Below are 12995 nucleotides of genomic sequence, written 5' to 3'. Positions count from 1 at the left end.
ATGCTAGCGGCGCTCGCGAATAGAACGGAGTTCCGGCTTTATGTATGGAGATGCAAACTTCATCAACCAAGTCCCGCTCTTCAGTGGACTCGATGAGGCGCAACAGGCATCGCTGCAGCAGAAGATGGGTCAGACAACACTGCGACGCGGCGAAACCCTCTTCGAAGAAGGCGATCTCGGTGACCGTCTGTACATCGTGACCGAAGGCAAAGTGAAGCTGGGCCACACCTCGAATGACGGCCGCGAGTCCCTGCTTGCAGTCCTTGGACCCGGCGAAATCCTTGGTGAACTGACGCTCTTTGATCCGGGCCCGCGCTCGACCACTGCAACCGCCGTTTCTCCCGCAACCCTGCTGCACCTGCTGCACAGCGACCTCATGGAGATCGTCGAGGCAAACCCGACTCTGGCCAAGCACATGCTCCGCGCACTGGCTCAGCGCCTGCGTCGTACGAATGAGTCGCTTTCCGATTTGGTCTTCTCCGATGTCCCCGGCCGCGTTGCTAAGGCGCTGCTTGATCTTGCCGATCGTTTCGGCACGGCAACCGATAAGGGCATCCACGTTCCTCACGACCTCACTCAGGAAGAACTGGCCCAGCTGGTCGGAGCTTCGCGTGAAACTGTCAACAAGTCCTTGGCAGATTTCGTTTCGCGCGGCTGGATCCGTTTGGAAGGCCGTGCGGTTACGCTGCTTGACGTCGATCGTCTGGCACGCCGCGCACGCTAATCTTTAGCTCAATGCCTTCGGGGCTGAGCAGGTTTATCACCTGCTCGGCCCCGATAGTTTATTGCGAAGAAATATTCGCAGTATCAGTCTTGCTTCGGACGCTTCAGATATGCGACCAAGCTATCTGAACCAGTCGGTCCTGGAACAACTTGGACGAGCTCCCAGCCATCGGCTCCCCACTGATCGAGGATTGCCTTCGTTGCGTGGGTCAAAAGCGGAATTGTTGCATATTCCCATGTAGTCATAGCGCCATCCTACGGCACTCACGGCGATTAGCCACGCGCAGCAACAGAAAGTGATGCCTCACGTAATGCCTTGGCATTTGTACGAAGATGTTTCATCGACAAACTTTGGGGAACTCGCGGTTTGCGCAACTCAACCGCCAGAGGATCTCGAGAGTGCATGAGCCACTCACTCCAGTCAGTCTTCTCTGGATAAACGCGCAAAATCACACGGCGTTCGCGTTCGGTAAGACCTCCCCACACCCCGTAGGACATCTGTGATTGCAAGGCATCTGCAAGGCATTCGAGGCGCACGGGGCATTCCATGCAGCGCATACGAACTTGACGCTGAGCTGCGCCCTGCACAAACAGGGAGTCGGGTTCATCTTCGGCACACAGGGCATACTCAACCCAATCGTGGTTATCAATCATGTGAAACTCCACCCTCTCCATGTGGTCAACATTGACCTCTTCCTCAGAGAGTACACATGAAATTTTCATAAGGGAAATTAGGACGGCTTCGGTCCGTAATGTGACAAAGACACGGAACGTTGACCTAATCCACCTCTTCCTCTCTCTTTCCGAGGCCTCTACACGTATCCTGTACCTATGGCTCAGTCGCATACACGCTTTGTTCGACCCGCACAGCTGGTGGCGCTCTTGCTGTCATTCTTGGCGGCATCAACACTGGTTGGTGTGGTCAGTGCTGGCGTCTTGGTGCCGGCCGTCGGAACCGGTGCAATCACGGCGAAAGCAGGGATGGAGATCTTCGACGAGATCCCCACCGACATCCAGGTTGTCTCTCCCGCGACCGAGTCCACCATGCTCGATACGAACGGCCAAGTGATTGCCCGTTTCTACGATAAGCAGCGCATTGTCATCCCCTCGGACAAAATCGCGCCCATCATGAAGAAGGCAATCGTCGCCATTGAAGACCGACGCTTCTTCGAACACCACGGTGTCGACCCCACAGGTATTGCCCGCGCAATGGTCAATAACCTCGGTGATGACGGCGGGAAGCAGGGCGCATCGACCATCACCCAGCAGTACGTTCGTAACGCCTTGGCCGAAAAGGGCTACATGGAAGGCGATGCCGACCAGGTCGAGGCCGCAACCGAGCAAACCACCGAACGTAAACTTCGCGAAATCAAGTACGCGCTTGCTGTCGAAAAGCAGATGGATAAGGATCAAATCCTGACTGGCTACTTGAATATCGCGCCTTTCGGTCCTATCACTTACGGTGTTGAGGCTGCCTCTCGGCTCTACTTCTCCAAGTCTGCCAACGAACTGACGATCGGTGAGGCCGCACTCCTAGCCGGCCTCGTCCAGTCCCCCGTTCAGTACAACCCTCTTCAGCACCCCGAGGCCGCGCAGGAGCGCCGTAATACCGTCCTTTCCGTCATGGCTGACCAGGGCGTCATTACCGAGGCCGAAGAAGCCGAAGCAAAGGCCGTGAACGTGAGCGACATGCTTCACCCCACTCAGATTCGAGAGGGTTGTTCGGGTGCTGGCGATGAAAATGCCTACTTCTGTTCCTATGCAGTACGCCAGTTCCTTGCCGATAGCGCATTCGGTAAGACCTCTGTTGCGCGTGAACGTCTTCTTAAGACCGGTGGCCTGACTATCCGCACGACTCTGGATCCGAAGAAGCAGCATGCTGCCTATGAAGCCTTAACGAAGACCATTCCTTCCGATGATGCTTCTGGTTTGGACGATGCCTTGGTCTCTCTGGTCCCCCAGACAGGCGAAGTTGTCGCCATGGCCCAAAATACTGTCTACGGCGTGGGTGAAGACGAAACGATGTCGAACTATGCGGCTGATGGTTCCTTCCAGGTCGGATCAACCTTCAAGGTCTTTGTCTTGGCCGAATGGTACAAGGAAGGCCGCTCGGGTTATGAAACCATTGACGGGCGAACCAACTTCCCCAACGGTTCCTTCAAGTGTGATGGCGCTCCGATCCACACTGAAAACTGGAACGTCGTCGACTTGGCGGGCAAGGACGGTGCTTTCAATGTCATCGGCGCAACAGGCCTTTCGGTGAACCACTCCTTCGTCAACATGTCCTCCAAGCTCAACTTCTGCAATATCTTCCAGGTAGCGGCGGATATGGGTATTGATGACGGAAACGGTGAACCAATCTTGGCTGTGCCCGGTAACATCTTGGGCTCCAGTTCTGCTTCACCGCTGAACATGGCACGCGCTTTCGCAACCTTCGTCAATGACGGCAAGATGTGCCAACCCTACTCGATCGCCAAGGTCACTGACCGCCAAGAGAACGTTCTTAAGGAAGGTTCTGCGAACTGCAAGCAGGTCATCGATTCGCAGGTCGCCCAAAAGGTTGCAACAACCCTGACGAAGTCGGCAAGCCAGTACTACACGGCTACGCGCTTGTCGGGCGGTCGCCAATTCGCCGCTAAGTCTGGTACAACCGACTACTCAGCAAACACGTGGCTGACCGGATCGACCGCCGAGCTCACCACCGCGGCGTGGGTTGGTCACGGCAACGCCTCGACGACCCCGGTTCAAAACGTTCGCATTAACGGACGCTACTACTCGCAAATCTTCGGTGAAACCTTCGTTGGTCAAAACATTTGGGCGCCATATATGAGCACAGCTCTGGAGGGAACACCCAACCAGCCCATGCCCAATGCGAATATCGGAACCCCACAGGCCGCACCTCGCCAAACTCAAGCTCCGACTCCCAGTGCAGCTCCTGCCCCGCAACAAAATCCGCAGGGCCAGCAACAACCCGGAGACAACGATGATGATGACGATGGGGATGAGTAAGAAATGACTTCACATCAGCTCGTCAAGCACGCATTCCGAGGCGCAGCCGCCCTTGCTCTGGGCGGTACTGCGGCTCTTGCCTGGGGAAGTGTCGAGCGGCGTCGACCTGTCCTTCGCCACTACGACGTCCCGCTTTCAGCACTGTCAACGCCCATGTTGCGCAGTCATCACCGAATGGCGAAGGTCCTCCATTTCTCCGATCTGCACCTTTTCGCAGGCCAAGAATTTCTTCTCGATTTCCTGCAAGAGATTCGCGAAACTCAGCAATTCGACTACGTGATCTCTACCGGAGATAACTTCGGTAGTCCCGATGCACTGGAAATGGTGATCCAAGCTCACGAAATTTTCGCCGATTTCCCCGGAGCCTTCGTTTTCGGTTCAAACGACTACTACTCGCCAAAGCCCAAGAGCTGGACTCGCTACCTTCGGCCTCGCGAATCAGGAAAGATCGAGCGCGCGGTGGACCTGCCGTGGACCGAACTTGCCGCACACCTGCGCGCGATGGGCTGGGCGGATTTGTCGAATTCTTCGGCACTTGTGGAGCCTTACCAAACTGAGACCACGACCGACGTCGACGAGTTCAGCTACGCACCTGCTCCTCTTGCTCTGCTGGGTGTCGATGACCCGCACATTAACCGCGACTCCATCACTGGGCTATCGCAGAGTTGGCTATCCTCTGGAGCTATTCGCATGGGTGTGACCCATGCGCCCTACACGCGCGTGCTCGACTCAATGACCCACTTGGGTGCAGAAGTGATCCTTGCAGGCCACACTCACGGTGGTCAGATTGGACTCCCGGGCGTGACCTCCCTGGTCACCAATTGCGATCTTCCCCGTGAGTTCGGCAAGGGATTGCACGTGTGGGAGACCAGTGCCAGCGAGAATGCATGGCTGCACGTCTCCGCGGGCTTGGGTACCTCCCCTTACGCTCGGGTGCGGATCGCCACCCGCCCCGAGGCCTCGATCCTGACAATTCACGACTGAACACTGGAAACGGGCAGGACTCCAGACCTTCGCGTACAAAATTTTGCGCACCGGCTTTGGACGGCTATACTCAAACGGTCACGGGGTGTGGCGCAGCTTGGTAGCGCGCTTCGTTCGGGACGAAGAGGCCGTGGGTTCAAATCCCGCCACCCCGACGTGATTCCCGCAGCATCGTTTGGTGCTGCGGGTTTTTTCTACCCGTTACACAATCCCATCTTCTGCATCCTCACGCGCATCTGTTTGATACGGCTGATAGCGTGACCTTATGAACGCTTCTCGACCCGCTTCTTCTCGCCCCTTCCTGGTGGCCGTATGCCGACCAGACGGCATTCTTGCGCGAGATGAGCTGGCGTCGATGAAGGCAATCGGCCAGCTCAGTGATTGCGATCTTCACCCACTTCCATTGGTTGATGCCGCTTCACCTCATCCGGCCAGCGATATCGACTTGGACCAGTATTCGGGTGTCATCATCACCGGCTCTCCTTTTGGTTTCGAGCACCCTCATGAGCAGAAAACCCCCGAGCACCTGCGCGTTGAAGAACGCATCGATGCCTTGACCTCCATCCTTTTGGAGCGCGATTTCCCAACTTTCGGCATCTGTTTTGGCTTACAATCCCTGGCCCGAACCTCGGGAGCACCCATCGTTGAGGGCTTCTCTGAGGATCTCCAAGCCCCCGAAATTTCCTTGACCGAGGCCGGACTTGCCGACCCCCTGACCGGTACGCTTCCACCAAAATTCCACGCCTACACCGGCCACGCCGATGCAATTGGATCTATTCCACAGGGAGCCGAACTTTTGGCGACCGGAACTCGCTGCCACGTCCAGATCCTCCGCTGGGGAAAGAACATCTATGGCACGCAATTTCACCCGGAAATTACGCGAGATGGGATGCATCTACGCATTGAGACCTATGGTGACACCTACTATCCTGCAGAAGAGAAACCCGCGGTAGTTGCGCGCTGCGACGCTGCGAATACTCAACCCGCCCACGACCTATTGGCATCCTTTATCCACCGCTACCAACAAGCTTGAGCAAGGGGAGCTATGGCCATCTCGTTCGCACAATCTGAACGTTCAACACTTGGCGTTGAGTGGGAACTCCAGCTCATCGATATCGATTCTGAAGACCTCCGCCAATGCGCGCAGGCAATTATCGCTCAAGTCTGTGCGCACTATCCGGGAACTACACTTGTTCACGGTGAAATGCTGCGCAATACAGTGGAATTAGTGTCTCGCAAACAGACACGTGTCTGCGATGCCATCGCCGATCTCAATGAGGGATTAGAGATGCTTGAGCCGATCACATCGGCACTCCGCGTCGACCTGACAAGCGCAGGGTCTCACCCATTTGCTAACCCTGCACACCAGCGAGTTTCAGACTCAAAACGCTATGCCGAATTGGTCAATCGCACCCAGTTCTGGGGTCGCCAAATGCTGATTTTTGGCACGCATGTTCACGTCGGGATTGAGGAGCGCGCTAAGGTCCTCCCTCTTCTTGCCTTCCTCTCCACTCAGCTCGGGCGAATCCAAGCCCTGACGGCCTCGTCACCCTATTGGGCGGGAACGGACACGGGCTACTGCGACAATCGCGCAATGGTTTTTCAGCAGCTTCCCACGGCGGGTGTCCCTCAGCTGTTTACCCGATGGGAGGAATTGGAACACTACACTCGCGACATGATGCACACCGGCATCATTTCGAATTTTGATGAGATCCGTTGGGATATTCGCCCCTCGCCCAGGCTTGGCACGCTGGAGGTGCGCGTCTGCGATTCGTCCAGCAATGCAGCTGAAATTGGAGCGATCGCCGCGCTTATTCACTGCTTGGTTGAATATGGTTCGCGTGCTCTGGATCGAGGCGAAGAACTTCCAACCACCTCACCGTGGTTCTTGGCTGAGAACAAGTGGCGTGCAGCCCGTTACGGGATGGATGCCATTTTGATCGAAGACATCCACGGCAATGAGCGACACATCGACGAGCTGTTGGATGAAACGATTGAAAAACTGCGCCCGATTGCTGAGGATCTCGATTGCGCAGAAGAGTTGGATTTCATTTCAACGATGCGCAGCATTGGTGTGGGTTATCAGCGTCAGAAGGCGGTTGCCGATGCCTGCGGCAGTCTCGAGGCCGTGGTTTCGCACCTGCGCGCAGAGACTCGCGCCGGCCGTCCGCTTGATCCGCAGGTGACTATCGACGCTTTCACGGAAGGCGCACACACCCCTCGTTCGGGGAACCACAACTAAGAACGTCTTAGGTGTTCCGGCACTGCTGGGCATCCGAAAATTATGGTGGGTGTAAAAGCCCGACTGCAGCGTGCCAGACATACAAATGGGGCGACGCATGCGATATTCGCTGCGTCGCCCCACAAGTTTCAGGCCGGTACTATTCCGACGCGAAAGTAGAACTGTGATGCTGGCGGGTACTTCCCTTCAGCGCTAGCTCAGCCCTGCTTTCCAAAGCGGCGGAAGAACATGGCCAATAGTGCACCGGAAAGGTTGTGCCACACCGAGAAGACAGCGCCAGGAAGGGCGGCCTCGGGGCTGAAGTACTTCGTTGCCAAGCCGGCTGCCAGACCCGAGTTCTGCATACCAACCTCGATTGCAGTCGTGCGAGCTGCACGGTAATCACCGCCCGAGATACGGCCTGCAAAGTATCCGAAGAAGTAGCCGAGCAGGTTGTGGAGGATGACCACAACGAAGACGATGAGTGCAGATTCCATGATCTTATCGGCGGACTTACCAACGACTGCTGCCAGCACGTAGGAGATGCCAAGGACGGAGATCCAGGGAAGTGCCGGGAGGATCTTTTCAACGTAGCGCCCAGCAAGCATACGGACAACGATGCCGGCGATGACAGGGACCAGAACGATCTGGACGATCGAGATTGCCATGCTCTTTGCATCAACAGGCATGTACTGACCGGCCAGCCACTTGGTGAGAAGGGGGGTCATGAGAGGTGCCAGAAGGGTGGAAATCGATGTCATGGTCACGGAAAGCGCAACGTCACCCTTAGCCAAGTAAGAGATGACATTCGAGGCGGTTCCACCAGGGGCGCACCCGACCAGGATGACGCCGGCTGCGATTGCCGGATCGAGGTTGAGCGCCTTGGTCAGAAGGAAAGCAACTCCAGGCATGATCACATATTGCGCGATAACACCGACAATGACGGGCAGGGGGCGCTTCACGACAAGTGCGAAGTCGGGAAGGGTCAGGGTCAGACCCATGCCGAACATGATGATGCCCAGGCCAATATTCACACCCGAGGCGAGCTTTGCTGCCTGGGTCGGGAAAATCAGACCAAGAGCGAATGCCGCAATAATAATGAGCGGGAATACGGTGACCGCGATGCGTGCAGAGCGGTCTTCCTGAGAGAGCTCGGGCTTTGAAGCAACCGAGGACGGAGCATGTTCTTCGCGTGTATCGTTTGTTGACATACCTATAACTATTGCGCTGTTGGCCCAGTTCAGAAAAAGTATGTCTCAGTGAATGGGATGTCGGTGAGCGCCGGCACAGAATTCGCGATTTTCTTAGGTTTGCCTTAGTGAATAGGGGCACTACACTGTTGCCCATGGCTCAAAGAGGATCACGGATGCGCTCACTTATTCGCCGAGGATGGCTCTCAAACGAGCACGGCGCGTGGGTGATGACTGCCCTCCCCATCGCTGTCGGAATCTGCACCCTGAAACCTCAGCCCATTCAGTTCCTTTTACTTGCCGCGTGGACAGCGGCCTACTGCAGCTATCACGCACTCACCCTGTACATGGCCGCCGCACCTCAACGCCGCAAAACCTACCTACCCGCGATGGCGACCTGGGCAGCAATCGCGGCCGCATGCGGGGTCCCGGTCATCATTCTTCACCCGCGTCCTGTCGCGCGAATCCTGATCCCCGTAACAATCTTCTGCGCAATTGCGACATTCGAGGCCTGGAGAAAGCGCCGACGCTCACTCCCCTCACACATTGCCAGCGTTCTGGCCAGTTCATGCACCTATCCGCTGTCAGTGTGGGTTGTTGCTGAAGACTACTCACCACTCAAACTCTGGTGTGCGGCGGCGGCAATTGCGGCATATATGCTGGGTGCCACTCTCTACGTCAGATCGTTAATCCGAGGCGCCGGGGACACGCGGATGTTCGCCGTTTGTATTGCCTGGCACCTAGCGACACTCGTGGCAGGCCTTGTCGGCGTTGTGACCCACGTGGTTCCGCTCTGGTCGTTGATCGCTTTTACTGTGCTTTCTGCGCGAGCGATCATTGTTCCCGCATTACAAAATTCGTCACGGATCAAGCTTCGCCCCGCGCTCATTGGGATCGGCGAATATCTGGCCTGCGTCTTGATGTTTAGCGCAGTTATGGCGATCGTCGCATAGTTCTTTGCTCAGCGATAGGCGATAATTAAGCGCATGAACTTTATTCTGCGTCTTATCGGAACGGGCTTGGGACTGTGGGTCTCAGCCAAACTTGTTCCTGGAATCGTCATCGCACAGGGCACAACCCTGACTGAAACAGTCATCATGCTGGGCCTGATCGCCTTGGTCTTCACCATTGTGAATTCGATTGTGCGCCCCCTGGTTTCAATCCTTGCCTTCCCCCTGTACATCCTCACTTTCGGACTCTTTGCTCTGGTGACTAATGGCATCGGTTTCATGGTGGCAAGCGGAGTTGCCCACTCTTTGGGTCTTCCTTTCTCTGTCTCTGGGATTGGGGCGGCAATTATCGGCGCGATTATCACCGCCGTTGTCTCTTCCCTGTTCGGAGGCCTGACCGGAGCGTCCAAGAAGGACTGATCCTTCCCGCTCTCACACATCACGTCACTCGGCGGGTATCAAAGATATAGGAGCGCGTCTGCGTCCTATCGGTGATACCTAGCCGAGTTCTTCTTTGTTCTTCCCAACGAAGTACTTCCCCAATATTGGGATTCTGTTGCGGATTCACCTGCTCGCATTCACGGATCGCCTGCGTGTAGGTTCCAATGTCGTGTGCAGCAATGGGATTGTCACTGCCCTGCTTCACATCCAGGTGTTCGCTATCAAAATGCAAGGTGAGCGCATTTCCTCGATTCGTATTCGCCGCACCATCAAGGGCAGGAACGATATCGCGTGTATTTTCCATATTGAGCATGGGAACACCAGGATCTGGGTGAAAACCTGCGACGGGCGATCCCGCTGTGAGAACCGAGGCCACGCTGTAGCGTGCGCGAATATCACTTTCGGAAGCCAGCTGAGCAGCGATGATTCCTCCTTGTGAATGCCCTATGAACTCAACGGGTTCATCACTGCGAATTCCCGCCATATCCATGGCAGTTTTCACCGAACGAAGCTGATCTGAGTCAGATTGACCAACTGCCTGAAGGTTCGTCAGCATGTCCTGGGGATTGTCCTCACCCGGTCCCCACTTCTGCGTTCCTCGGATCATGACGGACCACGAACGATGCTCCTGACCCTGTTCATCTGTAGTGACATGCTGAAGGATTTCGATCTGGCCTTCATCCGCGCTTGAGCGCAATTCCCCAATCCTCTCAAGGGCTGCCGAGGCCTGAAGTGGCGTGTTCACATGAGGGGGAGCTTCGCCATTCCCACCTTGCACGATTCCCGAGTTTGCCTGTTGGACCGTCGGCGTGTGTTTGGGGTAGGCAATAACGCTATGAGCCGCATAGAGGGCAACACCGAAAGGCCCACAGTATGTGCGTACTTTTCCGCCATCAGCAACACCTTCCAATACCCGGGTACGCGATGCAGCTCCCTCGCCGGCAGTCGCTGGAAGCGTCTGGGCTGAGACCTTCACTCCCCTGTGTCGGCCAAACATTAACCAGCCCATCGCCGCGTAGAAAGTTGATGCTTGGGCAGCGGCATCGCGCGTCACTTCTGCGTTCTCATGCGAATTCGTGCCGCTCAGCATTCTGGCCACTTCACCAACGTCATACTGGGTCCGGATACCCAACTCTGCATCTTTTGGTTGATGAACGAAGGAATAGCCGTGGGCTGCAATAATCGCCCCTCCATGAACCAATCCAACAGGAGCCATGAGAAAGGGAAGGTTTGGATTCAGGTACTTTCCAAAACCTCCAATCTTTTGCGAGAGCACTAAGCCACCGCCCCAGATATTTACTCCCAACCCGCCGTCTAAGCGGGCGCAGGTGCGCTGGTAGGCTCGGACATCGGCCTCGGCACCTGAGTGGATCCGCGCAACATAGGCAAGCTTTTTCGCGCAACTATCCATCCGCTCACTGAGGTGCGCGCCAAGTGAGTAAAAGTGGTCGGCCAGCTCTCCACACTTGTGAATCCTCAAGTCTTGGATCATCCCAGCGAGCATATTCAACTGCTCATCACAGGCATCTTTGATTTTCCTCATTGAGAGGACATCATCCACCAGTGCTTCAGTATCGATGCGCGTCTGCGAAGAAGTGACAAGCATCCACGACACGGATTCATCGCTCATGACTGTCCCTCCAGACTTGCCATCTCTAATTGCACAAGTTCTTTAAGCTGCGATGCCAGTGCGGACCAAGAATTCGATCCCTTTGCAATTTGATCAATCTCTGCGCGCGCACCTTCACTTCCGCTTCCAGTCCATGACGACAGAGAAAATTCATTCATTGTTGCGGCAATATCCGCACAATTGTCTGCGATTACCTGAAGTGACTGACATACCGTAAACATCCACATACGTGTCAGAGTATGAAGAGGCTCTTCTCGCTTCAGACGCATCAGAATTTCTGTGGAAAACACCGATAACCCGTCACGACTGTGCGTGAATACAAGGTTTCAAAACGTGGTCCCGTGGCAGCGAGCTCTCGGTCTGAGATGATTAAGACATGACTTCGCAGCAAGCATCCATGTTTTCGCCCGAAATGGGATACGCAGACCTAGCAGCAACTGGCCAGGCGCTCTCTCCGCTGGACGGTCGCTACCGCCCTCAAACCCAAGAACTGACTCAGTACCTTTCAGAAGCTGCACTCAATCGAACCCGAATTTTTGTCGAGATTGAGTGGATGATTGAGTTGCTGCGACGGGGCGTCATCGCTCACGCACCCGAAATTTCTGATGCCGAATTGGACTACCTGCGTGCACTTCCTCAGAATTTCAACGCGGATTCCATTGCCGAACTCGCCCAGATCGAAGCCGTAACCCGCCACGATGTGAAGGCAGTCGAGTACTACATTGATCATCGCCTTGAGGCAGCTCGCGATGTTCTCGGACCTGACACTGTACTTCCCTCGCTTCGTCCGCTGGTCCATATTTTTGCGACCTCAGAGGACATCAATAACCTGTCCTATGCCCTCAATGTTCAAGCTGCCGTTCGCCAAGTGTGGTTGCCTCGCGCACAGGCGCTGTATTCGCGACTTCTTGAATTGGCTCAAAATGGCGCGGCTGTTCCCATGCTCGCGCGCACCCACGGTCAACCGGCAACTCCGGTCACTATGGGTAAGGAATTGGCAGTTTTCGCATATCGCCTCTCTCGCCAGCTGTCACGAATTGAAGACGCGGAATACTTGGGCAAGATGAACGGAGCCACTGGAACTTGGGCTGCTCACCGCGTTGCTCTACCCCAGGTCCCCTGGCCGCTTCTTACGAAGGATTTTGTAGAGCGCCTCGGTCTGACGTGGAACCCGCTGACGACTCAGATCGAGTCTCACGACTGGCAAAGCGAGCTCTACAGCGATATTTCACACTTCGGACGCATTGCTCACAATCTTTCGACGGATTGCTGGACCTACATTTCTTTGGGTTATTTCCACCAAAAGCTTGGTGCGCAAGGGTCGACTGGCTCTTCGACAATGCCGCATAAGGTCAACCCCATTCGATTTGAGAACGCGGAGGCTAATTTTGAGATTTCCTGCGCGCTGTTGGAAACCCTTGCTCAGACTCTGGTGACATCGAGGCTTCAGCGCGATCTGACGGATTCCTCAACTCAGCGCAATATCGGGGTGGCTTTGGGGCACTCGCTTGTTGCGATTGATAATTTAACCCGCGGTTTAGAGGGAATCGAACTGAATTCACGGGTCATGGCTGAGGAATTGGCACAGCATCCCGAAGTTCTTTCCGAGGCCATTCAGCAAGTGATGCGTCTTGCCTCCCTTGAGGGGCGCGAAGGCATGGAGAACCCCTACGAGCGCATGAAGGAACTGACGCGCGGACACGATATTGATATCCAGCGTCTACGTGAGTTTGTATCTTCTTTGGATTTGCCCGAAGACCAGAAGCAGCGACTCATGGAGCTCACTCCTGAAACCTATACGGGTTATGCACCAGATATGGTCGATTGGATCAGCGCAGAGTAACGCT

General features: G+C 55.5%; 13 protein-coding genes and 1 tRNA gene. 9 read left to right on the top strand and 5 right to left on the bottom strand.

Annotation, left to right across the window (positions count from 1 at the left end; all coding sequences use genetic code 11):
• Positions 1-40: 40 nt before the first annotated feature.
• Positions 41-724, top strand: a complete 684-nt coding sequence (locus tag HGAS_RS04905) for a Crp/Fnr family transcriptional regulator (RefSeq protein ID WP_009748215.1) — start codon at positions 41-43, stop codon at positions 722-724.
• An 83-nt stretch (positions 725-807) separates the two neighbouring features.
• Here HGAS_RS04905 and HGAS_RS08790 read toward each other — a convergent pair whose 3' ends face one another.
• Together HGAS_RS08790 and HGAS_RS04895 are read right to left on the bottom strand one after the other, a co-directional pair.
• Positions 808-969 (bottom strand): DUF4177 domain-containing protein, encoded by a 162-nt coding sequence (locus tag HGAS_RS08790; protein ID WP_009748214.1) that lies wholly within the window; start codon positions 967-969, stop codon positions 808-810.
• Positions 970-996: 27 nt separating this feature from the next.
• A complete protein-coding gene (locus HGAS_RS04895; protein WP_019126742.1) occupies positions 997-1377 on the bottom strand; it encodes a WhiB family transcriptional regulator in 381 nt (126 codons plus the stop codon).
• A gap of 177 nt (positions 1378-1554) precedes the next feature.
• Here HGAS_RS04895 and HGAS_RS04890 point away from each other — a divergent pair, with 177 nt between their 5' ends.
• The 5 genes from HGAS_RS04890 (at position 1555) to HGAS_RS04870 (ending at position 6958) form a co-directional block, all read left to right on the top strand.
• A complete protein-coding gene (locus HGAS_RS04890; RefSeq protein ID WP_019126741.1) occupies positions 1555-3732 on the top strand; it encodes a transglycosylase domain-containing protein in 2178 nt (725 codons plus the stop codon).
• 3 nt (positions 3733-3735) lie between these two features.
• Entirely contained in the window at positions 3736-4716 is a 981-nt protein-coding gene (locus HGAS_RS04885; protein ID WP_019126740.1) for a metallophosphoesterase, read from the top strand.
• Positions 4717-4797: 81 nt separating this feature from the next.
• Positions 4798-4871 (top strand) — tRNA-Pro (locus HGAS_RS04880).
• 110 nt (positions 4872-4981) lie between these two features.
• The gene (locus HGAS_RS04875; protein ID WP_019126739.1) at positions 4982-5749 is read left to right on the top strand and encodes a glutamine amidotransferase-related protein; all 768 of its coding nucleotides are present in this window, start codon (positions 4982-4984) and stop codon (positions 5747-5749) included.
• A gap of 12 nt (positions 5750-5761) precedes the next feature.
• Entirely contained in the window at positions 5762-6958 is a 1197-nt protein-coding gene (locus HGAS_RS04870; RefSeq protein ID WP_019126738.1) for a glutamate--cysteine ligase, read from the top strand.
• Between the two features lie 197 nt (positions 6959-7155).
• On the opposite strand, the gene HGAS_RS04865 is transcribed toward HGAS_RS04870, so the two are convergent.
• Complete coding sequence (locus tag HGAS_RS04865; protein WP_019126737.1) at positions 7156-8148, bottom strand: bile acid:sodium symporter family protein; 993 nt, start codon at positions 8146-8148, stop codon at positions 7156-7158.
• A 155-nt stretch (positions 8149-8303) separates the two neighbouring features.
• Between HGAS_RS04865 and HGAS_RS04860 the strand changes: the two genes are divergently transcribed.
• Both HGAS_RS04860 and HGAS_RS04855 read left to right on the top strand, forming a co-directional pair.
• On the top strand, positions 8304-9080 hold the full coding sequence (locus tag HGAS_RS04860) for a YwiC-like family protein (RefSeq protein ID WP_019126736.1): 777 nt from the start codon (positions 8304-8306) through the stop codon (positions 9078-9080).
• A gap of 33 nt (positions 9081-9113) precedes the next feature.
• Complete coding sequence (locus HGAS_RS04855; protein WP_019126735.1) at positions 9114-9497, top strand: phage holin family protein; 384 nt, start codon at positions 9114-9116, stop codon at positions 9495-9497.
• A 19-nt stretch (positions 9498-9516) separates the two neighbouring features.
• Here HGAS_RS04855 and HGAS_RS04850 read toward each other — a convergent pair whose 3' ends face one another.
• Together HGAS_RS04850 and HGAS_RS04845 are read right to left on the bottom strand one after the other, a co-directional pair.
• Positions 9517-11148 carry a hypothetical protein gene (locus HGAS_RS04850; protein ID WP_019126734.1) on the bottom strand — a complete coding sequence of 544 codons (1632 nt, stop codon included), beginning with the start codon at positions 11146-11148 and terminating at the stop codon, positions 9517-9519.
• Positions 11145-11417, bottom strand: coding sequence for a hypothetical protein (locus HGAS_RS04845; RefSeq protein ID WP_019126733.1), 273 nt, complete (start codon positions 11415-11417; stop codon positions 11145-11147). Before HGAS_RS04845 ends, HGAS_RS04850 begins: the two co-directional genes overlap by 4 nt.
• 107 nt (positions 11418-11524) lie before the next feature.
• Between HGAS_RS04845 and purB the strand changes: the two genes are divergently transcribed.
• On the top strand, positions 11525-12991 hold the full coding sequence (gene purB / locus HGAS_RS04840) for an adenylosuccinate lyase (protein WP_019126732.1): 1467 nt from the start codon (positions 11525-11527) through the stop codon (positions 12989-12991).
• Positions 12992-12995 lie beyond the last annotated feature (4 nt).

This window comes from Actinomyces sp. ph3 (assembly GCF_000308055.1).
Lineage (GTDB): Bacteria > Actinomycetota > Actinomycetes > Actinomycetales > Actinomycetaceae > Pauljensenia.
This window is presented reverse-complemented; position numbering and strand designations above follow the sequence as displayed.

What these genes read in the sequence shown, in the direction of transcription:
- HGAS_RS04860 (WP_019126736.1), top strand. Translation starts at nt 8,304, where the DNA reads ATGCGCTCACTTATTCGCCGAGGATGGCTCTCAAACGAGCACGGCGCG.
- HGAS_RS04855 (WP_019126735.1), top strand. Translation starts at nt 9,114, where the DNA reads ATGAACTTTATTCTGCGTCTTATCGGAACGGGCTTGGGACTGTGGGTC.
- HGAS_RS04870 (WP_019126738.1), top strand. Translation starts at nt 5,762, where the DNA reads ATGGCCATCTCGTTCGCACAATCTGAACGTTCAACACTTGGCGTTGAG.
- HGAS_RS08790 (WP_009748214.1), bottom strand. Translation starts at nt 969, where the DNA reads ATGACTACATGGGAATATGCAACAATTCCGCTTTTGACCCACGCAACG.
- HGAS_RS04875 (WP_019126739.1), top strand. Translation starts at nt 4,982, where the DNA reads ATGAACGCTTCTCGACCCGCTTCTTCTCGCCCCTTCCTGGTGGCCGTA.
- HGAS_RS04885 (WP_019126740.1), top strand. Translation starts at nt 3,736, where the DNA reads ATGACTTCACATCAGCTCGTCAAGCACGCATTCCGAGGCGCAGCCGCC.
- HGAS_RS04895 (WP_019126742.1), bottom strand. Translation starts at nt 1,377, where the DNA reads ATGATTGATAACCACGATTGGGTTGAGTATGCCCTGTGTGCCGAAGAT.
- HGAS_RS04905 (WP_009748215.1), top strand. Translation starts at nt 41, where the DNA reads ATGTATGGAGATGCAAACTTCATCAACCAAGTCCCGCTCTTCAGTGGA.
- HGAS_RS04850 (WP_019126734.1), bottom strand. Translation starts at nt 11,148, where the DNA reads ATGAGCGATGAATCCGTGTCGTGGATGCTTGTCACTTCTTCGCAGACG.
- HGAS_RS04845 (WP_019126733.1), bottom strand. Translation starts at nt 11,417, where the DNA reads ATGCGTCTGAAGCGAGAAGAGCCTCTTCATACTCTGACACGTATGTGG.
- HGAS_RS04890 (WP_019126741.1), top strand. Translation starts at nt 1,555, where the DNA reads ATGGCTCAGTCGCATACACGCTTTGTTCGACCCGCACAGCTGGTGGCG.
- purB (WP_019126732.1), top strand. Translation starts at nt 11,525, where the DNA reads ATGACTTCGCAGCAAGCATCCATGTTTTCGCCCGAAATGGGATACGCA.
- HGAS_RS04865 (WP_019126737.1), bottom strand. Translation starts at nt 8,148, where the DNA reads ATGTCAACAAACGATACACGCGAAGAACATGCTCCGTCCTCGGTTGCT.